Genomic DNA, 26,227 nt, shown 5'->3' with positions numbered 1-26,227 from the left:
GTTCAACTTTGTTTCCGTCCGTGAGCAAAAGTGATGCGAAAGCAGCCGCCGCCTTGGCGTGGTTTGAAGTCTAGGCGGGCCTGGTTGCTTTCGCACAGCTCACGGGACAGATAAAGCCCCAGGCCTGTACCCTGGCTACTGGTGGTGAAGAACGGTTCGAACAAATGCGTCTGTTGGTCCGGCGCCACGCCGGGGCCGTTGTCCCGGACTTCGAGCGTCGGCAACTGGCTGTTGGGCTCGACAAACAACTCGAGCCAGGCCTGCGCCAGGTCGTGATTCAGGGCGCTATGGCGCCAGGCATTGCGCAACAGATTGTCGAGAATCTGAGTCAGCTGATTCGGGTCCATCAGGGTTTTGAAGTCGCCTGGGCCGATGTGCAGGTGAATCAACTGGCGATCGGTCGCGCCTTCACGGGTTTCGGCGACGAAATGCTCCAGCCACGGCTTCAGATCGAGCCGTTGCGGTACGGTTTGTTGGCGGCGGGACAGTTGCAGGACGTTTTCGATAACCCGATTCATTCGCTGAGAGTGGTCTTGAATAATCTGCGTCAGACGCCGATCCGCGCCGTTCAGTTCCTCGGATTCCTGCAATAGCTGCGCGGCATGACTAACGGCGCCCAGTGGATTGCGGATTTCATGGGCGATACCCGCCGTCAGGCGCCCGAGTGCGGCGAGCTTCAGTTGCTGCGCTTGTTGAGCGATCTGGGCGAGGTCCTCCAGAAATACCAGGGTGTGGTGGTTCGGGCTTTGGTCCAACGCAATGAAGCTGGGTTGCAGTTCTATGCCACTGCTGGCGATTTTCAGGCTTTGCGGTCGCAGCGATGGATTGTTGAACCACAGCTGAAGGCGTTCGACCAAGGCCGGCGAATAGTCGTCGATCAGCTGACCATCGAGGTCGTTCTGCCCCAGTAAGGTCAAGGCGCTTTGATTGGCCAGTCGCACCCGCCGCTGGTCGTCCAGCACCAGAATGCCCGTGCGCATGCGGTGCAGGATCAGCGCATTGAGCGCTTCCAGGCCAAGCACTTCACTGGCTCGCTGTTCGGCGAGGTTTTCGCTGACTTCCAGTCGCCTGATCAGACCTTGCACGAGCAACGCCGCGGCAAAACACAGCGCGCCGAGAGTGCCGACTTGCAGGTACTCGCCGGGACTGATCGGGTGACTGAAACTCAGGAGGAAGCCAAGGCCGACGATGCCAAGGGCGGCGACCGCCGCGATCAACAAGCCGATACGCCCGCGCAACAGGGTGTTGCTGATGGCCACCGAGACAATGAGCAGGTTGCCGATGGCGCTGGCCACACCGCCCGCGGCATAGAACAGACCGCACAGCAGAAGGACATCGACCAATGCGAGGCTGAAAAGCTGCGCCGGCCGTCGGGTGTTCTGCCAAAAGACCACCAGCAGGATGTTCAGCACCAGGTACAACCAACTGCCACTGCGCAGCAGGTCATCCTGGGCGAAGGCCAGCAGCTGGTTGTCCATGTTGCTGGAAATCAACAGTACGAGGGTGATGCCGACGCTTAAACGGTAGAGATGGTAAAGACGCAGCAGTCGCTGTGCCTGTTTGCCGCCGGGAGTGGACGTCTCAGCGACCACTTGGGCCCGGGCCTTGCTCAAGGTGAGCCTGGCTGCAATACCACTGTTGTTGAAGGCTCAGCGCGCGATCGCGGGGCAGGTGTACGCCGCAATGCGCGCAGCGGACCATCGGTGCGGCATCCAGCTCGGCGGAGGACCTGGGCGCGGAAGTCGAAGCCTTGAACTTGCGCCAGAACCATACCGCAGCGGCAATCAGGGCGATCCAGAACAGTAAACGAAGCATGGTGAGCTGCTTTATTGGCTAATGAGCAGGCAGTTTAGCCAAGGACCTGACCTGCGCACAGCGCAATAAAAAAGGGAGACTCAAGAGTCTCCCTTTTTGCATAACCCGATGTGTCAGTCGAACACGCCGAAGGTCATGTAGCTGAACCACGAGCGGTCTTCGCTGTTGGCTTCGGACTCGTGTTCCTCTTCTTCGATCACGTCGCCATCTGCATCTTTAGGCTTCAGATCGTTCGGAATCGCGTCCTTGGCATCCTGGAACTGCTTCTGCACGTCCTGGTTGGCGCGGGTTTCGCCCGGCGGCAGAGGAGGACGGGATTCGATCAGGCCCAAGGTGGCCTTGCTCAGCCACGAACGGTTGTCGGCTTCGTCGACCGAAGGCTTGAACTGACCGTCTACCAGGCTTGGGTGGTTCGGGTAGTTGAGCTTCAGGGTTTCAAGGCTGGTGGCTGCCAGGTCGTCCAGGTGCAGACGTTGGTAGGCTTCAGTCATCACCGCCAGGCCGTCACCGACCGAAGGGGTTTCCTGGAAGTTTTCCACTACGTAACGGCCACGGTTCGCAGCGGCGACATAGGCCTGACGGGTCAGGTAATAGTCGGCAACGTGAATCTCGTAGGCCGCCAGCAGGTTGCGCAGGTAGATCATGCGCTGCTTGGCGTCCGGCGAGTAGCGGCTGTTCGGGAAACGGCTGGTCAGCTGGGCGAACTCGTTGTACGAGTCGCGGGCCGCACCCGGGTCACGCTTGGTCATGTCCAGCGGCAGGAAGCGCGACAACAGGCCGACGTCCTGGTCGAAGGAGGTCAGGCCTTTGAGGTAATACGCGTAATCCACGTTCGGATGCTGTGGGTGCAAACGAATGAAACGCTCGGCAGCAGACTTCGCAGCCTCAGGCTCGGCGTTCTTGTAGTTGGCGTAGATCAGCTCGAGTTGAGCCTGATCGGCGTAGCGCCCGAACGGATAACGCGACTCCAGCGCCTTCAGCTTGGCTGTGGCGGCAGTGTAGCTATTGTTGTCCAGGTCGGTCTGAGCCTGCTGGTACAGCTCGACTTCGCTAAGGTTTTCGTCTACGACTTCCTTCGATGAGCAAGCAGCGGTCAATGCGAGGATGGCGATCAGCAGCAGGTGTTTCACTTGCATGGCGGCTTGCGTCCCTATGACGGCCGCTGTCTTGGGCGGGGCCGTCCTGTTATGATGAGCGCCCCGTTGAATAGCCTCGGGGCAAAAGACGCCGTATTTAACCACAAGCGCGCAGCCGAAACCAAAGGCTGTGCCGACGCCTAGTCTGAGCATGTCCGATAAAATTGAACTTCGCGCAGAGGTGCCGTCCGAATTGGGCGGCCAACGCCTCGATCAAGTCGCCGCACAATTATTCGCTGAGCACTCGCGCTCGCGCCTTTCCGCCTGGATCAAAGACGGCCGCCTGACTGTGGATGGGGCGGTTATCCGCCCGCGAGACATCGTTCATGGTGGCGCCATTCTTGAACTGACTGCCGAGCAGGAAGCTCAGGGCGAATGGATCGCTCAAGACATCGAGCTGGACATCGTCTATGAAGACGATGACATCCTGGTGATCAACAAACCTGCGGGCCTGGTGGTGCATCCTGCCGCCGGTCACGCGGATGGCACCTTGCTCAACGCCTTGCTGCACCACGTGCCGGACATTATCAATGTGCCCCGCGCCGGTATCGTGCATCGCCTGGACAAGGACACCACCGGTCTGATGGTGGTGGCCAAGACCATTCAGGCGCAGACACAGCTTGTCACGCAATTGCAGAGCCGTAGCGTAAGCCGGATCTACGAATGCATCGTGATCGGTGTGGTGACGGCCGGCGGCAAGATCAATGCGCCGATCGGTCGTCACGGCCAGCAACGCCAGCGCATGGCCGTGATGGAAGGGGGCAAGCAAGCCGTCAGCCATTACCGCGTACTTGAGCGTTTCCGCTCTCACACGCACGTGCGGGTGAAGCTGGAAACCGGTCGTACACACCAGATTCGCGTGCACATGGCCCACATCAACTACCCGTTGGTCGGAGATCCTGCCTACGGCGGTCGCTTCCGCATTCCACCGGCCGCCAGTGTGACCATGGTCGAATCGTTGAAGGCGTTCCCGCGTCAGGCACTGCATGCGCGGTTCCTGGAGCTGGATCACCCGACCACCGGTAAACGCATGAGCTGGGAATCGCCATTGCCGGATGATTTCGTCTGGTTGCTGACGCTGCTCAAGCAAGACCGCGAGGCGTTCATCGGATGAGTGACTGGCTGATTCCCGACTGGCCTGCGCCTGCCGGGGTGAAAGCCTGCGTTACCACCCGTGCGGGCGGCGTCAGTCTGGCGCCGTTCGACAGCTTCAACCTTGGCGATCACGTCGGCGACAACCCGGAAGCGGTTGCCGAAAATCGCCGACGCCTCACCGATCATTTCTCTATTCAGCCGGCCTGGTTAAAGCAGGTTCACGGCATTGCCGTGGCCCATGCTGACCCCAACATCACGGCAACCGCTGATGCCAGTTGGACGACAACCCCCGGCATTGCCTGCGCGGCAATGACCGCCGATTGCCTGCCAGCGCTATTTTGTGACCGTGCCGGTACTCGCGTCGCGGCGGCCCATGCCGGTTGGCGTGGATTGGCGGCAGGTGTGCTCGAAGCGACGCTCGACAGCCTGGCGGTGCCTCCAGAAGACGTGCTGGTCTGGCTGGGCCCGGCCATTGGCCCGCAAGCCTTTGAAGTCGGCCCGGAAGTGCGCGAGACCTTCGTCCAGCAACTGCCCGAAGCGGCCAAAGCCTTTGTGCTCAGCCAAAACGCTGGCAAGTTCATGGCCGACATCTACGAACTGGCGCGTTTGCGCCTTGCTGTGCGCGGTGTCACTGCTGTTTATGGTGGCGGTTTCTGCACCGTGACCGATCCTCGCTTCTTTTCTTACCGCCGCAATCCACGCACGGGTCGGTTTGCCTCTCTTATCTGGCTGTAGTGCCCTGTCTGGGGTACGAACGCTAGACTTCTCTGATCTACATCAATTCCAAGACGCTTGAATCTCCCAGAATCGACCACATCTAATGAGGTATCTGGCAGGTTTCTTCATTCAGGATGTTTTATAGGTCCGGCCTGCTCAAAAGGAAGGTGACCCATGCGCATAGATCGTTTAACCAGCAAATTGCAGTTAGCTCTATCCGACGCCCAATCGCTGGCCGTCGGCCTTGACCATCCCGGCATCGAGCCGGCGCACTTGATGCAGGCCATGCTTGAACAGCAGGGTGGTTCGATCAAGCCCCTGCTGATGCAGGTCGGTTTTGACGTCAACAGCTTGCGTAAAGAGCTGACCAAAGAGCTCGACCAGCTCCCGAAAATCCAGAACCCGACCGGCGACGTGAACATGTCGCAGGATCTGGCGCGCCTGCTTAACCAGGCCGATCGCCTGGCCCAGCAGAAGGGCGATCAGTTCATTTCCAGTGAACTGGTGTTGCTCGCCGCGATGGACGAGAACAGCAAGCTCGGCAAATTGCTGCTCGGTCAGGGCGTCAGCAAAAAAGCCCTCGAAAACGCGATCACTAACCTGCGTGGTGGCGAAGCGGTCAATGACGCCAATCACGAAGAGTCGCGCCAGGCGCTGGATAAATACACCGTCGACCTGACCAAGCGTGCCGAAGAAGGCAAGCTCGACCCGGTGATCGGCCGTGACGACGAAATTCGCCGGACGATCCAGGTCCTGCAACGTCGCACCAAGAACAACCCGGTGCTGATCGGTGAGCCTGGCGTGGGTAAAACCGCCATTGCCGAAGGCCTGGCCCAGCGCATCATCAACGGTGAAGTGCCGGACGGTCTCAAGGGCAAGCGCCTGCTGTCCCTGGACATGGGGTCGCTGATTGCCGGTGCCAAGTACCGCGGCGAGTTCGAAGAACGCCTGAAATCGCTGCTCAACGAGCTGTCGAAGCAGGAAGGGCAGATCATTCTGTTCATCGACGAACTGCACACCATGGTCGGCGCCGGTAAGGGCGAAGGCTCGATGGACGCGGGCAACATGCTCAAGCCTGCGTTGGCACGCGGCGAATTGCATTGCGTTGGTGCGACCACGCTGAACGAGTACCGCCAATATATAGAGAAGGATGCGGCACTCGAACGGCGCTTCCAGAAAGTCCTGGTGGACGAGCCGAGCGAAGAGGACACCATCGCGATTCTGCGGGGCCTCAAAGAGCGTTATGAGGTTCACCACAAAGTCGCGATCACCGACGGTGCCATCATTGCCGCAGCCAAGCTCAGCCATCGCTACATTACCGACCGTCAATTGCCGGACAAGGCCATCGACCTGATCGACGAAGCGGCCAGCCGTATCCGCATGGAGATCGACTCCAAGCCGGAGGTCCTCGACCGTCTGGAGCGCCGTCTGATTCAGCTGAAGGTGGAATCCCAGGCGCTGAAGAAAGAAAGCGACGACGCGGCGAAGAAACGTCTGGAGAAGTTGCAGGAAGAAATCGTTCGCCTCGAACGTGAGTATTCGGACCTCGAAGAAATCTGGAACTCGGAAAAAGCCGAGGTACAGGGTTCTGCGCAGATCCAGCAGAAAATCGAACAGTCCCGTCAGGAACTGGAAGCCGCGCGCCGTAAAGGTGATCTGAACCGCATGGCCGAGCTGCAATACGGGGTGATCCCGGACCTGGAGCGCAGCCTGCAAATGGTCGACCAGCATGGCAAAAGCGAAAACCAGTTGCTTCGCAGCAAGGTGACTGAAGAAGAAATCGCTGAAGTCGTCTCGAAGTGGACCGGCATTCCGGTGTCGAAAATGCTCGAAGGCGAGCGCGACAAGCTGATGAAGATGGAAAGCCTGTTGCACCAGCGTGTGATTGGTCAGGACGAAGCGGTGATCGCCGTTTCCAACGCTGTGCGGCGTTCCCGGGCCGGGTTGTCCGACCCGAATCGTCCGAGCGGTTCGTTCATGTTCCTCGGCCCGACCGGTGTCGGTAAAACCGAGCTGTGCAAGGCGCTGGCCGAGTTCCTCTTTGATACGGAAGAGGCGATGGTGCGGATCGACATGTCCGAGTTCATGGAGAAACATTCCGTGGCCCGGCTGATCGGTGCGCCACCGGGCTACGTGGGCTATGAAGAGGGCGGTTACCTGACCGAGGCGGTGCGTCGCAAGCCTTACTCGGTGATCCTCCTGGACGAGGTCGAGAAGGCCCACCCGGATGTGTTCAACATCTTGCTGCAAGTGCTGGAAGATGGCCGCTTGACCGACAGCCATGGCCGCACGGTAGATTTCAAGAACACCGTGATCGTCATGACCTCCAACCTGGGCTCGGTGCAGATCCAGGAACTGGTCGGTGATCGAGAGGCGCAACGTGCGGCGGTGATGGATGCGATTTCCACGCACTTCCGGCCGGAGTTCATCAACCGGGTCGACGAAGTGGTGATCTTCGAGCCGTTGGCGCGGGATCAGATCGCGGGCATTACCGAGATCCAGTTGGGTCGTCTGCGCAGTCGCCTGACTGAGCGCGAGTTGAAACTGGAGCTGAGTCCAGAGGCCATGGACAAGCTGATCGCGGTGGGTTACGACCCGGTGTACGGCGCACGACCGCTCAAACGAGCGATTCAGCGCTGGATCGAGAACCCGCTGGCACAGCTGATTTTGTCCGGTCGATTCATGCCTGGCGACACGGCTGTCGGCAAGGTGGAGAACGACGAGATCGTATTTGCCTGACCCGTCACGGCGGTGAAATAAACAAGGCCTCGCATTGCGAGGCCTTTTTTTCGTCAGGTTGTTGAACTGAAAGGAAAAGGCTTGTAAAGTGCGCCCCGCAGTAAGTCGCCCGTAAGGGTTTCTGCTCCCCAAGCAGAAATCTGAAATAAGTTGCAAATCATTAACTTGAATGCAATTTAAGGGGTTGACAGAGGTGCTTAAGATTGTAGAATAGCGCGCCTCAGACACACGAACGCAGCGATGCGAACGGGTCGAAGAGAGTGCAACAAAGCGTCAAACGTTGTAATTGAAATATGTAGTTCCGTGATAGCTCAGTCGGTAGAGCAAATGACTGTTAATCATTGGGTCCCAGGTTCGAGTCCTGGTCACGGAGCCAATTTCAAACCGGGGTATAGCGCAGTCCGGTAGCGCGCCTGCTTTGGGAGCAGGATGTCAGGAGTTCGAATCCCCTTACCCCGACCATTTTTGGGTCGTTAGCTCAGTTGGTAGAGCAGTTGGCTTTTAACCAATTGGTCGTAGGTTCGAATCCCACACGACCCACCATTTTTGAAACCAGTTAACGCTGGGATCAGATCTTAAGATCAGACGCCAAAAGCTCTGTTCGCAGAAGGCGCCTTTAAAAGGTGCCTTTTTTTTACCGGGGTATAGCGCAGTCCGGTAGCGCGCCTGCTTTGGGAGCAGGATGTCAGGAGTTCGAATCCCCTTACCCCGACCATATTAAAAATCCTCGTATCGAAAGATACGGGGATTTTTTTTGTCTGCAAAAAACAGCGCTTCAGTTATCGTATAACTCCAGGGCAGCGCTTCCAGGTGTAAATCGCCAGCCGAAAAAAAACCGCGTTTCTCGAAGGAAAAACGCGGTTTGATTCCTGAAGGCTTAGGCGCCGTCTTGGTCTTTCAAATGTTCGAACAGACCTTTTGGCATTTTCTTGCCATTGGCTTCGAAGTTGGCTTTTACGTTGTCGTAAGCCTCTTGCTCGTCGATGAAGCCGTCATGGTTGGTGTCGATCTTGTCGAAATTGGACTTCGGCGCGACTTTCTGGAATTCGGCGCGGGAGACCTTGCCGTCGCCATCGGTATCGGTCTTCGCCATCGACGCATCGCCACACTTGCCTTCGCCACATTTGCCTTCAGGGGTTTTCACCACCTGTTCGGCCGAGGCCAGCAAATAGCCTTGGGTCAACGGCTGCGCAGCGAATACGGAACCGGACAACATCATGCCGCCGGCTAAAACAGCGCCGAGCAGGCCAATAGTGTTTTTGGTAGTACGGGACATTTCAATACTCCTGGGTTGCACGACACAACCGTTCGATAAAGGACGCCACGTGAGTGCGGCGATAACCGTAGCGGGCGAGTTGCCTTGCTCGGATGTAGCCATTTAAAGGGCGGGGTGTATCGCTACTGTGTCGCGCAAGGGGGAGTTTGTAAGCGAAGGGGAGGAATCGAGGGGGGAGATACAGTGGGACACACAAGTGGACCGAGGTGCCTCATTCGCGGGCAAGCCTAGCTCCTACAGATCGGTGGTGAACTTGTAGGAGCGAAGCGTGCCCGCGAAGAGGCCCTAATGGACGCTGAAGATGTTAATGCAGTTTGAGTCGCGGCTCAGTCCCGCGCCCAATCTTGCTGCCGAGCATCAACATCGCCGTGCGAAACGCGCCATACAGCGCCATCTGGTGCATGCGATACAGCGACACGTAAAACATCCGCGCCAGCCAGCCTTCGAGCATCACGCTACCGGTCAGGTTGCCCATCAAGTTACCCACAGCCGAAAAACGCGACAGTGAGATCAGCGAGCCGTAGTCGGTGTATTTGTACTCCGGCAACGCCTTGCCTTCGATCCGCAGTTTCAGCGATTTTGCCAGTAACGAGGCCTGCTGATGTGCGGCTTGCGCGCGCGGCGGTACGTTACGATCGGTGCCCGGTTGCGGGCAGGCCGCGCAGTCACCGAAGGCGAAGATGTTTTCGTCGCGGGTGGTTTGCAGGGTTGGCAGCACTTGCAGCTGGTTGATGCGGTTGGTTTCCAGGCCATCGATGTCCTTGAGGAAGCCCGGCGCACGAATGCCGGCGGCCCAGACTTTCAGGCTGGCGTTGATCACGTTGCCATCGGCGGTGATCAAGCTATCAGCGGTCACTTCGCTGACGGCGGCGTTGGTCATCACATTGACCCCGAGTTTCTCCAGGGTTTTATGCACAGGCCCGCCGATGCGTTCCGGCAGGGCTGGCAGCACTCGTGGGCCGGCTTCGATCAGGGTGATGTGCATGTTTTCCGGTTTGATCCGGTCCAGGCCATAGGCCGCCAGCTCGTGGGCGGCGTTGTGCAGTTCTGCTGCCAGTTCGACACCGGTGGCACCCGCGCCAACGATGGCGACGCTGATCTGCTCGACCTTGTCGGTCTGCCCGGCATGGGCGCGCAGGTAGTGATTGAGCAGTTGCTGGTGGAAACGCTCGGCCTGTTTGCGGGTGTCGAGAAACAGGCAATGCTGCGCCGCGCCCTGCGTGCCGAAATCGTTGGTGGTACTGCCGACGGCAATCACCAGCGAGTCGTAAGCCACTTCACGCGCCGGTACCAGTTCCAGGCCGGCTTCGTCGTAAGTGGCGGCCAGCTGGATTTTCTTCTGCTCGCGGTCGAGGCCACTCATGCGCCCCAGCTGGAACTCGAAGTGGTTCCATTTCGCCTGGGCAACATAGTTGAGTTCGTCTTCGGAAGAGTTCAGCGATCCGGCCGCCACTTCGTGCAACAACGGCTTCCAGATGTGGGTCAGGTTCGCGTCGACCAGCATCACGCTGGCCGTGCCACGTTTGCCCAGAGTCTTACCCAGACGGGTAGCCAACTCCAGACCGCCGGCGCCGCCGCCAACGATGACAATACGATGAGTCATAGGGATATCTCGCAAGGCTAAAAGAAATCGGTGCAGTCAACCGAGCGAGCGCGAGGCAGCTCATAGCGTCAGGTAACTGATAAATCGGCTCAACAGGCCTAAACCAATGGTCACTGCCAACACCACCACCAGGAGCATCCACGGCCGGAAAGGCCGGCGCTCGACTCGGTGCTGGGACAGGTGCAGGTACTCTTCGACATGCTTCTGGTCGTCGGGGTTCAGGCGGCTGGTCATATTGGGCCTCGTCAGGTAGACGTTGCTGAAGGTGTAGAAGCTACAGGCTGATTAACGAACGTTGAACGGAGCATAGCCGCTGTCGGGAATGGGCTCGACGCTCACCCTGTCGTCCAGGCGAATGATTCCACCTTGTAGCACTCGGGCCGTGATTCCGCCATGTCCGCGCACAGCCTGAAACGTCCCGGGGCCGAGGTTGTTTTGCAGGCGCGCGCAAGGCTGGCACCAGCCGGTGGTTTCGAAAATTGCCTGGCCGATACGGAAGCGACGACCCTTGAGGCTGAACAGGTTGATACCACTGATAACGAGGTTGCGCCGCAAATCTTCAGGCAAGACCGGTTTGTCGTGCGGGCGGCCCATCAGCGAACTGATCACCGCCAGATGCTCCCACTGAATCAACGTCACTTGCCGTGCGTTACGGACTCCCGGGCGGGCTCGATCGCCGGTCAGGCCGGCTTCAAGTCGCGCCTCAACGGCATCCAGTTCGATCATCGGCACGTGAGGTTCCGGGCGCACGCCGATCCAGCGCACGCGGCCGGCTTGCGGGACTTCGGCGATTAATGCCTGCAATGGGCTCACAGGCTGATCCCGACGTCGAAGACGATGCTGCGGCCAAGGTTACTGCGCAGGAAGTCCGGAGCGTCCGGATGTGCAAACAGCACTCGGGCGAAGGTCGGACCGACCAACGACAGTGAGCGCCAGCCCTGGCGCAAATATTCGGTCGGCGGCGGAAAATGGCTGTTGAGGTCCAGTACTTCACGCTTGAGGCTGGCGAACGCAATGATGTCCAGTTCCCCCAGGTCCATGCCGCGTTCTTTGTAGTTGTGGGCTTTTTTACGCAAGGTCGGCGCCAGTCTCAGCAGGAATTCATTGGCGGGAATGCGCCGGGGCTTGGCCTCGCGACGCACCAGTTGGCTCAGGGAAAACGCGCTGCGCCGGCGTTGCAGTTCATCGCGCCATTCGTCGTTGAGGCGCCGGCCTTCGTCGAGGACGAAGAACACCTCGAAACTGGCGTCGCGGAACAGCACGTCCGGCGGCTCCCCGGCAGGCGCGAACTCGTCGGCGCGATAGGGAATGTTCAGGCCTTGCAGCAGGCGCTGACAAACCCAACGCTCACGCTCCCATTTGCGGGCATTGGACAGAAAGGCGTTGGCTTGCTCGGCCGCGATGGTCAGCAGGCGTAAATAATCTGAGTCATCCATAGGCCCAAGCTTAGCGTTCAAATGCGACAAGCAGAAAGCGTTTACCGGTAAAGGAGGTCACTGGGCAGTCGGATCGGGCGGTGTAGACTGATGGCCACTGTGTGTAATTGATCCGACAAGGGGTGAATGTGAAATATTGGCCGGTGTTGCTACTGGGGCTTCTGCCCTTATGGGCCCAGGCGGTGGAGGTGGGCGAGCGACTCGCGCCCTGGACCTTGCTCGATCAATTCGACCAGGCCTATACGCTCGATCACAAGACTCAGACGTTGCTGGTGGCGCGAAGCATGGACGCCGCCAAACTGCTTGACGCTGCGCTGAAAGGCGAGCCCAAGGGTTATCTGGAGGCGCGCCACGTTGTGTTTTTAGCGGACATCCAGCGCATGCCACGGCTGATCGCGAAGATGTTTGCCGTTCCGGCCATGCGTGATTATTCCTATCGGGTCATGCTGGACCGCGAGGGGCGTGTGGCGCCGCGTTATCCCGGGGCTGTGGATAAAGTGCTGTGGCTGCAACTCAAAGATGGCCAATTGGTTGCGCAACACGAATATGCCACGGCCGCGCAGTTGCATGAGGCACTGGAGAAGGCTGGACCATGATCGGTGCCGAGCTGCTGTCCCAGCAAACGCTGACAGTCGGCTGGCTGATTTATGTGTCCGTGCTGCTCTGGGCCCTCTGGCGTGCGCCGTGGGTTGAGCTGTTCACCGACAGCCGCCGTCAGCATTTGCTGTTTGGCACAGTGTTCGCGCTGTTCATGCTGTGGCTGGTGCGACGTGATTTCGATACAGGCGTGTCGTATCACTTCATCGGCATGACGGCTGTGACGTTGCTGCTGGATTGGCCACTGGCGATCGTCGGTGCCTTGGTGGCGCAATGCGGGCTGGTGCTGCTCGGGCGTCAGGACCTGGCGGCCGTCGGGGTCAACGGTGCGCTGCTGATTGTGCTGCCGGTGCTGGTGACCGAATGCTGTGCGATCCTGGTCGAACGCGCGCAGCCACGTAATCCCTTTGTGTATATCTTCGTTTCCGGCTTCTTCGCCGCGGCGTTGTCAGCGTTGCTGTGTCTATTACTGGCGCTGTGGCTGTTGTGGTTCAACGAACGTTTCGAGATGCCGTACTGGCTTGAGGATTTTGTCGGTTATCTGTGGCTGCTGATTTTTCCCGAAGCCTTCATCAACGGCATGATTGTCAGCGCGCTGGTGGTGTTCAGCCCGGAATGGCTGGAGACCTTCAACCGCACGCGCTACCTTTCGGCGCCCTGGAAAGACGACGATCCCAAATCTTGATCCACATCAAATCGATAAAACGCTGACGCTTTCATGCTCCACAAAACCTACAGGAGCATCGATATGAGTGTGTACGAATGGGCAAGGCAGGAACTGCGTCAGAGTCTGGATAGTGCACAGGAAGTGGGGTTTGATCCGGGATTGAGCCTGCGCGCCTTGCTCTGCGCGGTGGTGCAGCAGAGCAAAGCGGTGCGCAGTGCCGAAGACCTGGCCGACGAGTTGCGCTTTCTGGCGGAAAACCTCGATGAAGACCAGGACTACGGCTTTATGCGGCCTTGAGTGTCAGTGACGCGGGTCGAAGTCTTCGCTGAACATCTCGTCTTCGGCGTCCGGGCTGACCGGAATCTTGTGTTCTTCCGACGCCCAGGCGCCCAGGTCGATCAGTTTGCAACGGTCAGAACAGAATGGCCGGAATTTATTTTCGGGACTCCATTCAACAGGGGCTCCGCAGGTTGGGCAATCGACGGTTGGGGTTTGGCTCATGACTGGCCTCCACGCAATGTAAGGTAAAAGTGATGCAGGCGTTCGACCTCGCTGTGCAGCCAGGCGAGGTCGCGGTCGTTGACCACCACATCGTCGGCGTGGCTCAAGCGGTCCTGGCGGCTGGATTGCGCCTTGAGGATCGCCTGGACCTGTTGCTCGCTGGTCTGGTCACGCTGCAAGGTGCGTTCGATCTGTAGCTGTTCCGGGGCATCGATCACCAGGACCCGTTGGGTCATGGCGTACTGCCCGGACTCGATCAGCAACGGCGAAACCAGAATCGCGTAAGGCGATTGTGCCTTGGCCAGGTGATCGGTGATTTCCTTGGCGATCAGCGGATGCAGCAACGCTTCGAGCCAGCGGCGTTCCTCCGGCACCTCAAAGATCAGTTTGCGCAACGCCGCGCGATCCAGTTGTCCGTCGGCTTGCAATACGCCGGGGCCGAAATGTTCAGCGATCTTCGCCAGCGCCGGGCGCCCCGGCTCCACCACCCAACGGGCTGCGTGATCGGCGTCCACCACGTGCACGCCCAGGTCGATGAAGTGCTGGGCAGCCGCGCTTTTGCCGCTGCCGATGCCGCCGGTCAGGCCGAGAATCCAGGGTTTTTCCACAGGGGTATTCATTTCAAACCGACAAACTGCCAATAGAAGCCGGTTATTTGACCACCCCAGAGCAAGGCAATCCAGCCGGCAATTGCCAGAAAGGGTCCGAAGGGGATCGGAGTCGAGGTTTGCGCGTTGCGCAGTCGCAGCAAAATCACCCCGATGATGGCCCCCACGAGCGATGACAGCAGAATGGTCAACGGCAATATCTGCCAACCGCCCCAGGCCCCGAGCAGGGCCAGTAACTTGAAATCGCCGTGGCCGATGCCGTCCTTGCCGGTGAGCAGCTTGAACAGCCAGAACACCGACCACAAGGTCATATAACCGGCCACTGCGCCCCACAATGCCTCATGCAGTGACACGAACAGCCCGAAGCTGTTGACGATCAACCCCAGCCACAGCAGTGGCAGTACCAGCACATCCGGCAACAGTTGATGCTCGGCGTCGATCAGACTCATCGCCAGCAGGCCCCAGGTCAGCACCAGCACCATGCAGGCCTGCCAGCCGAAGCCGAAATGCCAGGCGATAAACCCCGAGAGCAGACCGCAGGCCAGTTCAGTCAGCGGATAACGTTTGCTGATTGGCGCGGCGCAGTTCGAGCATCGACCCCGTAAAAACAGATAACTGAGCAGCGGGATGTTTTCCCAGGCGCGGATTCGATGGTCGCACTGCGGGCAGTGGGAATGAGGCAGCATCAAGTTGTAGGCGGTGCCCGGTGCCTCGGGCGGAAAACCCAACACGTCATGGGCTTGAAGCCGCCATTCGCGTTGGAGCATTTTCGGCAGGCGCCAGACCACCACGTTGAGGAAACTGCCTACCAGCAGGCCGACTGCCAAGGCGATGGCCACGAACACCAGCGGATAGAGGATCAGGACTTCGTTCAAGGGCATGTCAGATCGCTGAGCCGAGTTGGAAGATGGGCAGGTACATCGCAACCACCAGGCCACCGACAATAACACCCAGCACCACCATGATGAACGGCTCCATCAAGCTGGTGAGGTTATCGACCATATTGTCCACTTCGTCCTCGTAGAAGCTCGCGACCTTATCGAGCATGTCGTCCAGAGCGCCGGATTCTTCGCCAATGGCGGTCAGCTGGATCGCCATACTGGGAAAGATGCCTGAGGTGCGCATCGAGAAATTCAGCTGCATGCCGGTCGACACGTCCTGCTTGATGCGCAGCACCGCCCGCTTGAACACGATGTTGCCGGTCGCGCCCGCCACTGAATCCAGGGCTTCGACCAACGGCACGCCGGCGGCGAATGTGGTCGACAGGGTGCGGGCGTAACGGGCCACGGCGGACTTGTACATCAAGGTGCCGATCAGCGGCAGCTTCAGCAGCCAGGTGTCCGTGCGGTCCCGAAAGGCCTCGGATGTTTTAAAGGCGTGGCGCACACCGAAGATCGCGGCGATCAACGCGCCAAGCATCATCCACCACCAGGCCTGCAAGAACTCCGACAAGCCGATGACCATCACAGTGAAGGCCGGCAACTCGGCGCCAAAGCCCTTGAACACCGACTCGAACTGCGGCACCACCTTGATCAGCAGAATCCCGGTGACAATGATCGCCACAAAGACCACGGCCAGCGGGTAGGTCATGGCTTTCTTGATCTTGGCCTTGAGGCTTTCGCTCTTTTCCTTATAGGTCGCCACCCGTTCCAGCAGAGTATCCAGAGCGCCAGCCTGCTCACCTGCGTCGACGAGGTTGCAGTACAGCTCGTCGAAATACTGCGGTTTTTTACGCAAGGACGCGGCGAAGCTGTTACCCGCCGCGACTTCCTGCTTCACCTCGTCCACCAGTTTGCGCATGGCCGGGTTGTCGAAGCCTTCACCGATGATGTCGAACGATTGCAGCAGCGGCACGCCGGCTTTCATCATCGTTGCCATTTGCCGGGTAAACAGGGCGATTTCCTGAGCCTTGATCCGATTGCCGAAACTGAAAATCGAGGCGGATTTCTTGCGCACCTTGCCGGGGTTGATCCCCTGCTTGCGCAACTGAGCCTTGATCAAGGCCGGGTTGAGACCGCTCAACTCGCCGGTCATCTTTGATCCTTTCCTGTCCGTGCCTTCCCAGGCGTAGACGCTGATTTTTGCTGCTTTGACCGCCATGTTCAGTCCTTGGTGACCCGGTTGATTTCTTCAAGGCTGGTGACGCCTTGCATGGCCTTGATCAAGCCCGAGGTGCGCAAGTCATTAAAGCCGTCCTTGCGCATCTGAATGTCGATTTCCAGGGAATTGCCTTCGGCCATGATCAGCCGTTGCAGGTCCGGTGTGTTTTTCACCACTTCATAAATCCCCACTCGCCCCTTGTAACCGCCATTGCACTGATCGCAACCGACCGGCTCATAGATCGTGAACGAGCCGATGCGTTCCTCGGGGAAGCCTTCCTTGAGCAACGCCTCGCGGGGAATCTCGATGGGTTTCTTGCAATGGCTGCACAGTTTGCGCGCCAGCCGCTGGGCGATGATCAGGGTGACCGAGGTGGCGATGTTGAAGCCCTGAATGCCCATGTTGTGCAGGCGGGTCAGGGTTTCCGCGGCGCTGTTGGTGTGCAGGGTGGAAAGCACCATGTGCCCGGTCTGGGCAGCCTTGATGGCGATTTCGGCGGTCTCGAGGTCGCGGATCTCACCGACCATGATCACGTCCGGGTCCTGACGCAGGAACGAGCGCAGAGCCTGGGCGAAATCCAGCCCTTGCTTGGGATTGACGTTGACCTGATTGATGCCTTCCATGTTGATCTCCACCGGGTCTTCGGCGGTGGAGATGTTGATGTCCACGGTGTTGAGGATATTCAACCCGGTGTAGAGCGACACGGTCTTGCCCGAACCGGTCGGCCCGGTGACCAGGATCATGCCCTGTGGCTGCTTCAGTGCAGCCATGTACAAGGCTTTCTGTTCAGGCTCGTAGCCGAGGGCGTCGATGCCCATTTGTGCGCTGGACGGGTCGAGGATCCGGATCACCACTTTCTCGCCCCACAGGGTCGGCAGGGTGTTGACCCGGAAGTCGATGGACTTGGTCTTGGACAGGCGCATCTTGATCCGTCCGTCCTGGGGTTTGCGCCGCTCGGAGATGTCGAGGCTGGCCATGACTTTCAGCCGCGCCGCAATGCGGTTGGCCAGTTGGCTCGGCGGCTTGGCGACTTCTCGCAGCATGCCGTCGGTGCGCATCCGCACCCGGTAGGTTTTTTCGTAGGGCTCGAAATGCAGGTCGGAAGAGCCGCTCTTGATCGCATCGAGCAACATCTTGTGGACGAAGCGCACCACCGGCGCGTCATCGGCATCCTGGCCGGCGATGGCGTCCTTTTTGTTGTCGTCGACCGACTCGATGTCCAGCCCGTCAAGGTCAACATCGGCCATGTCTTCCAGGCCGGTTGCTTGGTTGTCGAAGAACTTCTCGATGGCATCGCCGAGCTTATCGTCCTCTACCAGAATGGCTTCGGTGTTCAGACCGGTGCTGAACTGGATGTCATTGATGGCTTGATGATTGGTCGGGTCGGAAACCCCCACGAACAGTTTGTTGCCACGGCGCCAGAGGGGCAGGGCGTGGTGCTGACGGATCAGTTTCTCGCTGACCAACCCTCGAGGCTGGGCTTCCTTGTCCAGGCAATTGAGGTCGAGCAGCGCCATGCCGAAATGCTCCGAGGCAATCTCGGCAACCTGCCGGCTCTTCACCAGCTTGTTCTGCACCAGGTAACTGACCAGGGAGATTTTGCTGCGTTGGGCTTGCAGATACGCCTGTTGCGCGCTTTGGTCAGTGAGCAGTTCGGCCATGACCAGTTGCTTGGCCAGACCGCTTAGGGCGATGTCATTCATGGGGATACCGGACGCAGACAGTTCATGACTTATAGCCTAGTCAAGGCGCTGAGCCAAACCAGCGGCCGTCAGGTGACAAATAGTGTCAGATAGTGCGGATCCTGGGGGTAGGAAAGGTCCCTGACCTGGCTTCACGCCCCGCCAACTGGGGGCGCAGCGCTTGGCACGGGCTGTGCTGAAGTTCATTCAGATCATGAGATTTCGACTCATGCATGGAGCCTGTCTATGAATACTCAAAAAGGTTTTACCCTGATCGAACTGCTGATCGTGGTGGCGATCATCGGGATTCTGGCGACGTTTGCGTTGCCGGCTTATTCGAAGTATCAAGCGCGTGCCAAGGTGACGGCCGGTCTGGCAGAGATCACGGCGTTGAAAGTCCCGTTTGAGGACCTCATGAACTCTGGTACCAATCCGGATCTGACAAAAGTGGGCGGAACCGCCACGACTTCCAATTGCACAACCACGGCAGCGGGTGTCGCGACTGATGGTACCGGCACCATCGGTTGCACGATCCTCAACGCTCCAGGTCCGGTCTTGAGCAAAACCATTACCCTGACGCGCTCTCTGACTGGCTGGGCTTGCACCACCACAGTGGCTCAGGAGTACGCACCTAAAGGCTGCACAGGCGTCTGATACTTGCGGTTAACAAATGCCCCGCCTTTCACGAGGTGGGGCATTTTTTGTCTGTTGAAGGGAAAAACTCGTTAAAGAAAGAAATTCTCGACAATTCATGGCCTTAGGCCCACGTCAAAACCCGCAACTTGCATGTAGAGAATCACCAAGTCATGCATTTTGCATGATTCCGGAAATCAGGTGTTTTTATAAGTCGTTGTTTTATAAGAATTTATTGGCTGTCTCGAAGTTGGCACAGCGTTCGCAATATACCCAGTAACCCTGCTGACAAGACACGCAGCAGACTTTCTAGAAAAACAGGAGTTACTCGTATGAAGAAGTTCGCTATCGCTGCCGCTACTGCTACCGCGCTGACCCTGACCATGGCCAACGCTGCATTCGCTCAAACCCAAGCGACTCAGGCTCCAATGGTCCTGGCCGCCGGTGAAGTGACCCAAGCCAAAGAAGCTACCTCCGATACCTGGATCACCACCAAAGTCAAAGCAGACCTGGTAACCGAAAAAGGCATTCCTGGTACCGACATCAAGGTTGAGACCAACAAAGGTGTTGTTTCCCTGTCGTCCACTGTTGCAGTGACTGAAGCACAGAAAACCACCGCAGTGGCCATCGCCAAGAAAATCAAAGGCGTCCAGGCGGTCTCCGCTGACGGCCTGAAAGCCGAGTAAGGCCAGACTTCTCGCCTGGACTGGGAGAAGGCGCGGCAGGCGGGCCGAGCAATACGCCAGCCGCATCTGGAGAGTTCATGCGAAAGGCCACAAGGATGTGGCCATTACAGGCCTCCGACATTCGTGTCGGGGGCCTGTTCTATTGTGGGCGTCGCACAAACCAATGTGGGAGTGAGCCTGCTCGCGATAGCGGTGTGTCAGCCAACATCAATGCTGCATGACACACCGCTATCGCGAGCAGGCTCGCTCCCACATTTTGTGATGTAACCACTCCGGATCGGAGGTTCAGTTACCGCGCTTGCTGGTGATCTGTTTCAGGCGATTACCTTCAAACCGCAGGTATTGATACATCCCGCCATTGGGCCCGTAGGTCCATTCCTCGACCTGAAACTCTTCCCGTCGGTTGGCGCTGCGCTTGTAGCCCAGCAGATCGCGGCTGACCGGTTCACCGCACTTCTGCAGCACTTCGCTGGACCTGTCCCCGACGCTGACCAACTGACTGCCACAGCGCAGGGTATCGGCCGCCGAGGCCTGACTGGCCGCCAGCGCCAGGGTCAGGCTGATCAACACTTGTCTGAACATCACTCGGCATCCAGGTGCATCGGCGTTACCACCCGACCGTCACTTTCCGCCTCGCCCAGTTGGGCGTCGATGAAGTAGACACGGTCATCGGCCATCTGGGCCTTGTCCACCAGGTAATCCTTGATGCTGCTGGCGCGTTCCTGACCCAGTTGGCGCAGCAACACGTCGCTGGTGCTCCAGAATTTGATCACGTCTGCGCGCATTTTTGCGGTGCGCTCTTCCTTGCCCAGATCCTTCCACTCAGCCGGTGGCTGGGTCTTCAGGCGCGTGCGGTAGATCCCTTCCAGCAGCGGACCTTTCTCGCCGTCCGGCACTTGCAGCAATGAAGCCTGGGCCGGAACCTTGTCACCGCGTCGCTGGAGCATTTTGTAGTAGTTGTACTGGTATTCGCGCTCAAGCCGTTGCTCGGCAATCAGCGGACCGTCGCTGCTGGCGGCTGCGGTGCCTTCGATTTCCAGGCGCAGGGCAGGGCGTTCCTTGAGGGCCTGGGACAGTTTGATCAACGAACCCTCGGCGTCCTTGCTCAGCTCACTGGAGCCCGGCGCAAACGAGACAGTGCCCAAATCTTCTGAACCCCCGCCACTGACCAGCCCACCTATCATTTTGAACGGTGCGGCAGCCGCCTTGACGATCAGGTTGCGCAGGGTCTGCCAGACAATCGGCATGACGCTGAACTGCGGGTTGTTCAGGTCGCCGGTCACCGGCAGCTCAATTGAAATCTTGCCGTCGACGTCCTTGAGCAACGCGATCGCCAGTTTCAGCGGCAGGCTCACGGCGTCCGGGCTGTCGACCTTTTCACCCAGTTGCAGTTGCTCGACCACCACTTTGTTTTCGGCCTTGAGCTGGCCCTTGACGATGATGTAGTGCAGGTCGAGATTGAGCCGGCCCTTGCGGATGCGGTACCCGGCGAACTTGCCGGAATAGGGCGTCAGCGTGGTCAGTTCCACACGTTTGAAACTGGTGGCGATGTCGAGGCTGGCCATCGGGTCGAACGGGTTGACCGAACCCTTGATGGTCACGGGCGCGTAACGGTCGACCTTGCCTTTGATATCGACGCTGGCCGGTTTCGCCTGACGGCTGTCGATGGTGCCGATCTGACCGTTGAGTTGTTGCACCGCCGTGGCGAAGTTCGGGGTCAGGCTGAAGTCGGCGAAGTTCGCCGAACCGTCATTGATGGCAATGCCGCCAATGTGGATGCCCAGCGGTTTGTCCTTGCTGGCGGGTTTGCTGGCGGCTGTCTTGGCAGCTGCGGTGTCGGCCGGTTGCGGGATCAGCAGGTCATCGATGTTGGTGGTGCGGTCATCGTTGATCATGAAACGCACGTAAGGCTGGAAGAGGTTGACCTTGTCGATCGACAGGCTGTCGCCATGCTGATAGTTCAGACCTTCGAGCACCAGCTGCTGCCACTTGAGAAAGTCGCGGGTCTTGAGGGTGTCGAGGGTGTGCAGTTGATCGACCTGCGCTTTACCGGTGACGCTGAATGCCAATGGCTCGGTGCTTTTCAGATCGACCGCCAGATCACTGCCGAGCATGCCGCTGCGCAGCTCCAGGCGAATGAACGGGTTGATGTAGGACTGGGCGACACGCAGGTCGATGTCTTTGGTTTGCACATTCAGTTTGGCGCTGACCGGTGCCAGATTGACCACGCCGTCGGCCATAAGCTTGCCCTGTTTGCCCACGCCGGTGTCGAGCTTGAGGTTGAAAGGCGAGCCGTTGAGGCTGTCGAAATTCTGCAAATCGAGGTTCAGCGGACCGACATCCAGTGCCACGGTCGGTTGTGCCTTGCGGTCGGCCAGATGAACCTGGTAATTGCGCAGTTGCACGTCTTTGAGCAGCACTTGCCACGGCTTGCTCGGTGGCGCGGGTTCGGCTTCAGGCGAATCGGCTGCCGCCGGCGTTTTCGCCGGTTCGGCGTTGGCTTTTACCGCTGCTTTGGATGGTTGGCTGGCGAACAGTTTCTGCCAGTCGAGTTGTCCGTCGGCTTCCAGGGCGGCCCAGGTTTCCAGTTTATTGCTACGGATCTTGCCGACCACCACTTGCTGTTTGGCCAGGTCCACCGTGGTTTCACTGATGTCCAGGCGCTCGAGTTTGGCCAGTGGTCGACCGTCCGGGGCCTTGATGGCAAATGGCGCGACGCTGACGGCGACGTTGCTCAGCAGCAGCTCGGTTTCCTTGGACAAGTTGAGCTTGTAGTCAGTGCTCAGGTTGACGACACCGTCTTCGAGCACCAGGGGCAACGCGTCACGCACATAGGGCCAGAAGGCTTTCATCTTGCCGTCGGTGATCTTGAGCTTACCTTCGGAGGCAATCGGGATCAGGCTGAAGTTACCGGTCCAGTCGAGCTGCCCACCGCCCGGGCCGATGGCCACCAACGTCATGTCGGCACTGTCTTCCGGCAGCGTGCTGAGGTTCTTCAGCTCGAAGTCGAGTTTGTCGTAGAGGAATTCGATGGGTTCGCTGGGGCGCAAATCCTGAAAGTGCACATTGCCGCCCGCCAGTTTGATCCGCTCGATACGCAACGGGAACGGCTTGGCTTCCGGGTCGGCCGGGGTCGGTTCGCTGGCGGGGATCTTGAACAGGCCCAGCAGATTGAGCTTGCCGTCCTTGCCGAAAAGGATTTCGGTCTTGGGTTTGTCCATTTCGATATCGGACAGGTGCAGCGCCTTGGTCCACAGGCTGTCGATTTGCAGGTTGGCGTACAGGCGTTCGAAACCGACCTGTTCTTTGCCCGGCTCGCCGATGACCAGGCCCCAGAGGGTCACTTCCAGGCTGAAGGGGTTGAGCTCGATCCGGGAAATCGTCGCGGGCATCGTGGCGTAATTGGCCAATTGCTGGTTGGCGACCCGCAACGCGATGCCCGGCAAAATCAGAAACCCCAGCAGGCTATAAAGGGCCAGAGCAGTCAACAATGCGCCAATAGCGCGAATCAATCCTTTGGGCATGTGTGGCTTCATCTGTCTGAATCGGAGTGCGTTGGAGTATGGCACGCGATTCCGGTTCCGAAGTGAACGCACTCTTCTGGTTTTTCAGAAATTTGCGTAGGAAATTTCCTGCGTGATCAGAGTTGCAGAATCAACGTCTTCAGCGGCGGCTGTTGATCCATCGACGGGAAATCACCGCCCGGTTTCATCACCGTCCACTCACGCACAGGCCGCCCGGCCTTCTCTGCGCAACGTAAAACCTGCTCGCGCCAATCGTCCATGCTGACCTTTGCCAGGTTGTTGCAGCAGATCAGCACGCCGTTCTCGGCGGTGGTCAGCAGCGCGGGTTTGAGCAGGCTCTGGTAGTCGCGCAGCAGGTCGACCGTGCCGAACGCGCTCTTGGCCCAGGCGGGTGGATCGAGCAGCACCAGGTCGTACTGACGCTGGTCGAGACGCGTGTAACTCGGCAGTTTCTGCCCGCGTCGCTGACTGATCGGCAGCCCCGCCAGTTGGCGGATGGCCGGGAAGTAATCGGACTGGATGAATTCCATGGCCGGCAATTGCGGATTGAGCAGACCGTTCTCGCGGCCGACCGCCAGATTGCCCTCGGCGAAATCCAGGTTGCACACCTCACTTGCCCCGCCGGCCGCAGCACTCAGGCCGACACCACAGGTGTAGGCGAACAGGTTGAGCACGCTTTTGTTTTTGCTGTGCTCCTTGACCCAGCCGCGCGTGTTGCGCAGGTCGAGAAACAGCAGCGGATCCTGGCCGGCATGACGGCCGCGAACCCGGTAGTTCAGGCCCCATTCGTGGCCGATCAAGTCTTGCAGGGCTGCCTCGTCGGCGCGGTAGACGGTGTCTTCGCGGTCGATACGCGAGTTGCCCCTAGAACGGTCGTTGTAGACCAGCAGCGTATCGAGGCCCAGGTGTTGATTGACGGTCTCGTGCAGTTGCAGCAGTGCGTCACGTTCCAGCGCCTGGTGGAAGCTTTGTACCAGCAGTTGCGGGCCGTAGCGGTCGATGGTCAGGCCGCCGGCGCCTTCCTGGCTGCCGTGGAACAGGCGATAGCAATCGGTGCCTTGCTGATGCAGCTCGGCGAGCAGGTCCTGGCGATGATCGAGGGCGGCGCGCAGCGCCTGATTCAAGGAAGACATGCTGTGCGCCTTGCAGGAGGGAATTTGGCGCGGGAGTTTAACAGCATTGACGGGAAGTCGAGGTGTTGCCATCGCGAGCAGGCTCGCTCCCACAGAGCTAATTGTTGGCTGAGCGTTTTGCGTTTTGCACAAAGCCAATGTGGGAGCGAGCCTGCTCGCGATGCTGTCAGGTGCGTTACTGGTTCAGACGTTTGTCGATCAGCCCCTGCACCACGCTTGGATCGGCCAGGGTCGAGGTGTCCCCCAGACTGTCCAGTTCGTTGCACGCGATCTTGCGCAGGATGCGCCGCATGATCTTGCCCGAACGGGTTTTCGGCAAGGCCGGGGCCCATTGGATCAAGTCCGGTTTGGCGAAACTGCCAATCTCCTTGCTGACGTGAGCCAGCAATTCCTTCTTCAGTTCGTCATTGGCCTCGGTGCCGTTCATGGGCGTGACGAAGGCATAGATGCCCTGGCCCTTGAGGTCGTGGGGATAACCGACCACGGCGGCCTCGGCGATGCTGTCGTGCAGCACCAGTGCGCTTTCTACTTCTGCGGTGCCGATGCGGTGCCCGGAGACGTTGATCACGTCGTCGATGCGGCCGGTGATCCAGTAATCGCCATCCTCATCACGCCGCGCGCCGTCGCCGGTGAAGTAGTAGCCGGGGTAGGGCTTGAAGTAGGTGTCGACCATCCGTTGCGGGTCGCCATAGACGCTGCGGATCTGCGCCGGCCAGCTGGATTTGATCGCCAGCACGCCGCTGCCGGCGCCTTTGATTTCCTTGCCCGTTTCATCCAGCAGCACCGGTTGCACGCCGAACATCGGTTGGGTGGCGCAGCCGGGCTTGATCCGTTGCGCGCTGACCAGCGGGCTGAGCATGATGCCGCCGGTTTCGGTCTGCCACCAGGTGTCGACGATCGGACACCGCTGTTCGCCGACGACGTTGAAGTACCAGTCCCACGCCTCCGGGTTGATCGGCTCACCGACGCTGCCGAGTAATCTGAGGCTCTGGCGAGAAGTGTCCTTCAACGGCTCTGGGCCTTCACGCATCAGCGAGCGCAGCGCAGTCGGGGCGGTGTAGAAAATGTTGACGTGGTGTTTGTCGATCACCTGCCAGAAGCGCGAACTGTTCGGGTAACTTGGCACGCCTTCGAAGATCAGCGTGGTCGCGCCGTTGGCCAGCGGGCCATAGACGATGTAACTGTGGCCGGTGACCCAGCCGACGTCGGCGGTGCACCAGAAGACTTCACCATCGCGGTAGTCGAGTACGTACTTGAAGGTCATCGCCGCTTGCAGTAGATAGCCGCCGGTGGTGTGCAGTACGCCTTTGGGTTTGCCGGTGCTGCCGGAGGTGTAGAGGATGAACAGCGGGTCTTCGGCGTCCATGGGCTCTGGCGGGCAATCGTCGCTGACGTCGCGTAGCGCCTGGTGATACCAGAGATCGCGACCTTCAACCCAGTCCACTTTGCCTTGGGTGCGCTCGACGACGATGACGGTGCTGACGTTCGGGCAACTTTGCAGCGCCTCGTCGACCTTCTGCTTGAGCGGCACGAATTTGCCGCCGCGCACGCCTTCATCGGCGGTGATCACCGTGCGGCAGTCGGCGTCGAGAATCCGGTCGCGCACAGAGTCTGGAGAGAAGCCGCCGAACACCACCGAATGCACCGCGCCAATCCGCGTACAGGCGAGCATGGCGTAGGCCGCTTCGGGAATCATCGGCATGTAGATGCACACGCGGTCACCCTTTTTCACGCCACGGCTTTTGAGCACGTTGGCCAGGCGACAGACGTTGTGATGGAGTTTCTTGTAGGTGATCTGCGCGGATTCGGCGGGGTCGTCGCCTTCCCAGAGGATGGCGATCTGATCGCCGCGTTTTTCCAGGTGACGGTCGATGCAGTTGTAACTGACGTTCAACTTGCCACCCGCAAACCAGCTGGCCTCGCCGGTCTTCAGGTTATAGCGCTGGACGGTGTCCCACGGCGTGCTCCAGTCGAGAAAGCGGGTGGCCTGCTCGGCCCAGAACTCACTGGGGTGCTCGATGGATTGACGGTAGAGGCGGTGGTAGTCGTCTTGACTCAAGTGTGCAGCCCGGCGGACGGCATCGGCTTTGGGGAACGTGCTGATATCGAACATGACGGTTCCTTATTCTTGTTTTGCGACAAGTAATAAAGATGCGCCGAGTAGCGAAAGGGTTCAAGCCAGACACAAAACAACGGTAGGAGTGAGCCCGCTCGCGATAGCGGTGGATCAGTCAACATCGATGTTGAATGAAAAACCGCTACCGCGAGCCGGCTCACTC

At 59.1% G+C, this 26,227-nt stretch carries 25 protein-coding genes and 4 tRNA genes; 12 read left to right on the top strand and 17 right to left on the bottom strand.

Annotated elements, in window-relative coordinates; all coding sequences use genetic code 11:
- Window positions 1-2: 2 nt before the first annotated feature.
- From HP062_RS15935 to HP062_RS15925, 3 genes are all read right to left on the bottom strand, one after another.
- Entirely contained in the window at window positions 3-1,592 is a 1,590-nt protein-coding gene (locus HP062_RS15935) for a PAS domain-containing sensor histidine kinase (protein WP_172792585.1), read from the bottom strand.
- Complete coding sequence (locus HP062_RS15930; RefSeq protein ID WP_094470587.1) at window positions 1,582-1,815, bottom strand: PP0621 family protein; 234 nt, start codon at window positions 1,813-1,815, stop codon at window positions 1,582-1,584. The genes HP062_RS15935 and HP062_RS15930 overlap by 11 nt, the downstream gene beginning before the upstream one ends.
- A 113-nt stretch (window positions 1,816-1,928) precedes the next feature.
- Window positions 1,929-2,951 carry an outer membrane protein assembly factor BamD gene (locus tag HP062_RS15925; RefSeq protein ID WP_010467556.1) on the bottom strand — a complete coding sequence of 341 codons (1,023 nt, stop codon included), beginning with the start codon at window positions 2,949-2,951 and terminating at the stop codon, window positions 1,929-1,931.
- 151 nt (window positions 2,952-3,102) lie between these two features.
- Between HP062_RS15925 and rluD the strand changes: the two genes are divergently transcribed.
- The 7 genes from rluD to HP062_RS15890 all read left to right on the top strand — a co-directional run bounded on the left by rluD (window position 3,103) and on the right by HP062_RS15890 (window position 8,217).
- Window positions 3,103-4,065, top strand: a complete 963-nt coding sequence (gene rluD, locus HP062_RS15920) for a 23S rRNA pseudouridine(1911/1915/1917) synthase RluD (RefSeq protein WP_007942311.1) — start codon at window positions 3,103-3,105, stop codon at window positions 4,063-4,065.
- The gene (gene pgeF / locus HP062_RS15915; protein WP_172791658.1) at window positions 4,062-4,781 is read left to right on the top strand and encodes a peptidoglycan editing factor PgeF; all 720 of its coding nucleotides are present in this window, start codon (window positions 4,062-4,064) and stop codon (window positions 4,779-4,781) included. Before rluD ends, pgeF begins: the two co-directional genes overlap by 4 nt.
- A 156-nt stretch (window positions 4,782-4,937) precedes the next feature.
- Window positions 4,938-7,502, top strand: coding sequence for an ATP-dependent chaperone ClpB (gene clpB / locus HP062_RS15910; protein ID WP_010467561.1), 2,565 nt, complete (start codon window positions 4,938-4,940; stop codon window positions 7,500-7,502).
- A gap of 300 nt (window positions 7,503-7,802) precedes the next feature.
- A tRNA-Asn gene (locus tag HP062_RS15905) sits at window positions 7,803-7,878 on the top strand.
- 9 nt (window positions 7,879-7,887) lie between these two features.
- Window positions 7,888-7,964, top strand: a tRNA-Pro gene (locus HP062_RS15900).
- Between the two features lie 5 nt (window positions 7,965-7,969).
- Window positions 7,970-8,045, top strand: a tRNA-Lys gene (locus HP062_RS15895).
- A gap of 95 nt (window positions 8,046-8,140) precedes the next feature.
- A tRNA-Pro gene (locus tag HP062_RS15890) sits at window positions 8,141-8,217 on the top strand.
- A 162-nt stretch (window positions 8,218-8,379) separates the two neighbouring features.
- Here HP062_RS15890 and HP062_RS15885 read toward each other — a convergent pair.
- From HP062_RS15885 to HP062_RS15865, 5 genes are all read right to left on the bottom strand, one after another.
- The gene (locus HP062_RS15885; RefSeq protein ID WP_010467563.1) at window positions 8,380-8,778 is read right to left on the bottom strand and encodes a hypothetical protein; all 399 of its coding nucleotides are present in this window, start codon (window positions 8,776-8,778) and stop codon (window positions 8,380-8,382) included.
- 304 nt (window positions 8,779-9,082) lie between these two features.
- Window positions 9,083-10,381 carry an NAD(P)/FAD-dependent oxidoreductase gene (locus HP062_RS15880; RefSeq protein ID WP_010467566.1) on the bottom strand — a complete coding sequence of 433 codons (1,299 nt, stop codon included), beginning with the start codon at window positions 10,379-10,381 and terminating at the stop codon, window positions 9,083-9,085.
- A 60-nt stretch (window positions 10,382-10,441) separates the two neighbouring features.
- Entirely contained in the window at window positions 10,442-10,615 is a 174-nt protein-coding gene (locus tag HP062_RS15875; RefSeq protein WP_008028730.1) for a DUF3094 domain-containing protein, read from the bottom strand.
- 51 nt (window positions 10,616-10,666) lie between these two features.
- Complete coding sequence (locus HP062_RS15870) at window positions 10,667-11,194, bottom strand: MOSC domain-containing protein (protein WP_010467568.1); 528 nt, start codon at window positions 11,192-11,194, stop codon at window positions 10,667-10,669.
- Complete coding sequence (locus tag HP062_RS15865) at window positions 11,191-11,817, bottom strand: DUF1780 domain-containing protein (protein WP_007970534.1); 627 nt, start codon at window positions 11,815-11,817, stop codon at window positions 11,191-11,193. The genes HP062_RS15870 and HP062_RS15865 overlap by 4 nt, the downstream gene beginning before the upstream one ends.
- Window positions 11,818-11,945: 128 nt before the next feature.
- Between HP062_RS15865 and HP062_RS15860 the strand changes: the two genes are divergently transcribed.
- From HP062_RS15860 to HP062_RS15850, 3 genes are all read left to right on the top strand, one after another.
- The gene (locus tag HP062_RS15860) at window positions 11,946-12,413 is read left to right on the top strand and encodes an FAD/FMN-containing dehydrogenase (RefSeq protein ID WP_172791657.1); all 468 of its coding nucleotides are present in this window, start codon (window positions 11,946-11,948) and stop codon (window positions 12,411-12,413) included.
- The gene (locus HP062_RS15855) at window positions 12,410-13,099 is read left to right on the top strand and encodes an energy-coupling factor ABC transporter permease (RefSeq protein WP_083375730.1); all 690 of its coding nucleotides are present in this window, start codon (window positions 12,410-12,412) and stop codon (window positions 13,097-13,099) included. Before HP062_RS15860 ends, HP062_RS15855 begins: the two co-directional genes overlap by 4 nt.
- Before the next feature lie 63 nt (window positions 13,100-13,162).
- Window positions 13,163-13,378, top strand: a complete 216-nt coding sequence (locus HP062_RS15850) for a hypothetical protein (protein ID WP_172791656.1) — start codon at window positions 13,163-13,165, stop codon at window positions 13,376-13,378.
- Window positions 13,379-13,381: 3 nt separating this feature from the next.
- Here the strand turns inward: HP062_RS15850 and yacG are convergent, their stop codons facing one another.
- From yacG to pilB, 5 genes are read right to left on the bottom strand one after another with little or no spacing between them, the layout of a single operon-like run.
- A complete protein-coding gene (gene yacG / locus HP062_RS15845; RefSeq protein WP_077750267.1) occupies window positions 13,382-13,582 on the bottom strand; it encodes a DNA gyrase inhibitor YacG in 201 nt (66 codons plus the stop codon).
- Complete coding sequence (gene coaE, locus HP062_RS15840) at window positions 13,579-14,202, bottom strand: dephospho-CoA kinase (RefSeq protein WP_042932554.1); 624 nt, start codon at window positions 14,200-14,202, stop codon at window positions 13,579-13,581. The genes yacG and coaE overlap by 4 nt, the downstream gene beginning before the upstream one ends.
- On the bottom strand, window positions 14,199-15,071 hold the full coding sequence (locus tag HP062_RS15835) for an A24 family peptidase (RefSeq protein ID WP_172791655.1): 873 nt from the start codon (window positions 15,069-15,071) through the stop codon (window positions 14,199-14,201). The genes coaE and HP062_RS15835 overlap by 4 nt, the downstream gene beginning before the upstream one ends.
- A 1-nt stretch (window position 15,072) precedes the next feature.
- Window positions 15,073-16,290 (bottom strand): type II secretion system F family protein, encoded by a 1,218-nt coding sequence (locus HP062_RS15830; protein ID WP_010467583.1) that lies wholly within the window; start codon window positions 16,288-16,290, stop codon window positions 15,073-15,075.
- Between the two features lie 2 nt (window positions 16,291-16,292).
- Window positions 16,293-17,993: a type IV-A pilus assembly ATPase PilB gene (gene pilB / locus HP062_RS15825; protein ID WP_172791654.1), complete on the bottom strand. Its 1,701-nt coding sequence runs from the start codon at window positions 17,991-17,993 to the stop codon at window positions 16,293-16,295.
- Between the two features lie 225 nt (window positions 17,994-18,218).
- Between pilB and HP062_RS15820 the strand changes: the two genes are divergently transcribed.
- A complete protein-coding gene (locus tag HP062_RS15820; RefSeq protein ID WP_172791653.1) occupies window positions 18,219-18,626 on the top strand; it encodes a pilin in 408 nt (135 codons plus the stop codon).
- 311 nt (window positions 18,627-18,937) lie between these two features.
- The gene (locus tag HP062_RS15815) at window positions 18,938-19,291 is read left to right on the top strand and encodes a BON domain-containing protein (protein WP_010467586.1); all 354 of its coding nucleotides are present in this window, start codon (window positions 18,938-18,940) and stop codon (window positions 19,289-19,291) included.
- A gap of 285 nt (window positions 19,292-19,576) precedes the next feature.
- Here the strand turns inward: HP062_RS15815 and HP062_RS15810 are convergent, their stop codons facing one another.
- From HP062_RS15810 to acs, 4 genes are all read right to left on the bottom strand, one after another.
- A complete protein-coding gene (locus HP062_RS15810; protein WP_154501766.1) occupies window positions 19,577-19,873 on the bottom strand; it encodes a DUF2845 domain-containing protein in 297 nt (98 codons plus the stop codon).
- Window positions 19,873-22,827 carry a DUF748 domain-containing protein gene (locus tag HP062_RS15805; RefSeq protein ID WP_172791652.1) on the bottom strand — a complete coding sequence of 985 codons (2,955 nt, stop codon included), beginning with the start codon at window positions 22,825-22,827 and terminating at the stop codon, window positions 19,873-19,875. Before HP062_RS15805 ends, HP062_RS15810 begins: the two co-directional genes overlap by 1 nt.
- Before the next feature lie 104 nt (window positions 22,828-22,931).
- Window positions 22,932-23,948, bottom strand: coding sequence for a class I SAM-dependent rRNA methyltransferase (locus tag HP062_RS15800; RefSeq protein ID WP_010467591.1), 1,017 nt, complete (start codon window positions 23,946-23,948; stop codon window positions 22,932-22,934).
- A gap of 175 nt (window positions 23,949-24,123) precedes the next feature.
- The gene (acs, locus tag HP062_RS15795) at window positions 24,124-26,061 is read right to left on the bottom strand and encodes an acetate--CoA ligase (protein ID WP_010467593.1); all 1,938 of its coding nucleotides are present in this window, start codon (window positions 26,059-26,061) and stop codon (window positions 24,124-24,126) included.
- Window positions 26,062-26,227 lie beyond the last annotated feature (166 nt).

Origin of the sequence: Pseudomonas sp. B14-6, from assembly GCF_013260315.1 — a bacterium.
Classification (GTDB): domain Bacteria; phylum Pseudomonadota; class Gammaproteobacteria; order Pseudomonadales; family Pseudomonadaceae; genus Aquipseudomonas; species Aquipseudomonas mandelii.
Note: the sequence above shows the minus strand (reverse complement) of the source record. Positions and strands in the feature narration are given on the sequence as shown.

What these genes read in the sequence shown, in the direction of transcription:
- HP062_RS15800 (WP_010467591.1), bottom strand. Translation starts at nt 23,948, where the DNA reads ATGTCTTCCTTGAATCAGGCGCTGCGCGCCGCCCTCGATCATCGCCAG.
- pgeF (WP_172791658.1), top strand. Translation starts at nt 4,062, where the DNA reads ATGAGTGACTGGCTGATTCCCGACTGGCCTGCGCCTGCCGGGGTGAAA.
- HP062_RS15875 (WP_008028730.1), bottom strand. Translation starts at nt 10,615, where the DNA reads ATGACCAGCCGCCTGAACCCCGACGACCAGAAGCATGTCGAAGAGTAC.
- HP062_RS15810 (WP_154501766.1), bottom strand. Translation starts at nt 19,873, where the DNA reads ATGTTCAGACAAGTGTTGATCAGCCTGACCCTGGCGCTGGCGGCCAGT.
- HP062_RS15830 (WP_010467583.1), bottom strand. Translation starts at nt 16,290, where the DNA reads ATGGCGGTCAAAGCAGCAAAAATCAGCGTCTACGCCTGGGAAGGCACG.
- HP062_RS15930 (WP_094470587.1), bottom strand. Translation starts at nt 1,815, where the DNA reads ATGCTTCGTTTACTGTTCTGGATCGCCCTGATTGCCGCTGCGGTATGG.
- HP062_RS15805 (WP_172791652.1), bottom strand. Translation starts at nt 22,827, where the DNA reads ATGAAGCCACACATGCCCAAAGGATTGATTCGCGCTATTGGCGCATTG.
- clpB (WP_010467561.1), top strand. Translation starts at nt 4,938, where the DNA reads ATGCGCATAGATCGTTTAACCAGCAAATTGCAGTTAGCTCTATCCGAC.
- HP062_RS15820 (WP_172791653.1), top strand. Translation starts at nt 18,219, where the DNA reads ATGAATACTCAAAAAGGTTTTACCCTGATCGAACTGCTGATCGTGGTG.
- HP062_RS15855 (WP_083375730.1), top strand. Translation starts at nt 12,410, where the DNA reads ATGATCGGTGCCGAGCTGCTGTCCCAGCAAACGCTGACAGTCGGCTGG.
- yacG (WP_077750267.1), bottom strand. Translation starts at nt 13,582, where the DNA reads ATGAGCCAAACCCCAACCGTCGATTGCCCAACCTGCGGAGCCCCTGTT.
- acs (WP_010467593.1), bottom strand. Translation starts at nt 26,061, where the DNA reads ATGTTCGATATCAGCACGTTCCCCAAAGCCGATGCCGTCCGCCGGGCT.
- HP062_RS15865 (WP_007970534.1), bottom strand. Translation starts at nt 11,817, where the DNA reads ATGGATGACTCAGATTATTTACGCCTGCTGACCATCGCGGCCGAGCAA.
- HP062_RS15880 (WP_010467566.1), bottom strand. Translation starts at nt 10,381, where the DNA reads ATGACTCATCGTATTGTCATCGTTGGCGGCGGCGCCGGCGGTCTGGAG.
- HP062_RS15925 (WP_010467556.1), bottom strand. Translation starts at nt 2,951, where the DNA reads ATGCAAGTGAAACACCTGCTGCTGATCGCCATCCTCGCATTGACCGCT.
- HP062_RS15835 (WP_172791655.1), bottom strand. Translation starts at nt 15,071, where the DNA reads ATGCCCTTGAACGAAGTCCTGATCCTCTATCCGCTGGTGTTCGTGGCC.
- HP062_RS15885 (WP_010467563.1), bottom strand. Translation starts at nt 8,778, where the DNA reads ATGTCCCGTACTACCAAAAACACTATTGGCCTGCTCGGCGCTGTTTTA.
- coaE (WP_042932554.1), bottom strand. Translation starts at nt 14,202, where the DNA reads ATGAATACCCCTGTGGAAAAACCCTGGATTCTCGGCCTGACCGGCGGC.
- HP062_RS15815 (WP_010467586.1), top strand. Translation starts at nt 18,938, where the DNA reads ATGAAGAAGTTCGCTATCGCTGCCGCTACTGCTACCGCGCTGACCCTG.
- HP062_RS15850 (WP_172791656.1), top strand. Translation starts at nt 13,163, where the DNA reads ATGAGTGTGTACGAATGGGCAAGGCAGGAACTGCGTCAGAGTCTGGAT.
- rluD (WP_007942311.1), top strand. Translation starts at nt 3,103, where the DNA reads ATGTCCGATAAAATTGAACTTCGCGCAGAGGTGCCGTCCGAATTGGGC.
- pilB (WP_172791654.1), bottom strand. Translation starts at nt 17,993, where the DNA reads ATGAATGACATCGCCCTAAGCGGTCTGGCCAAGCAACTGGTCATGGCC.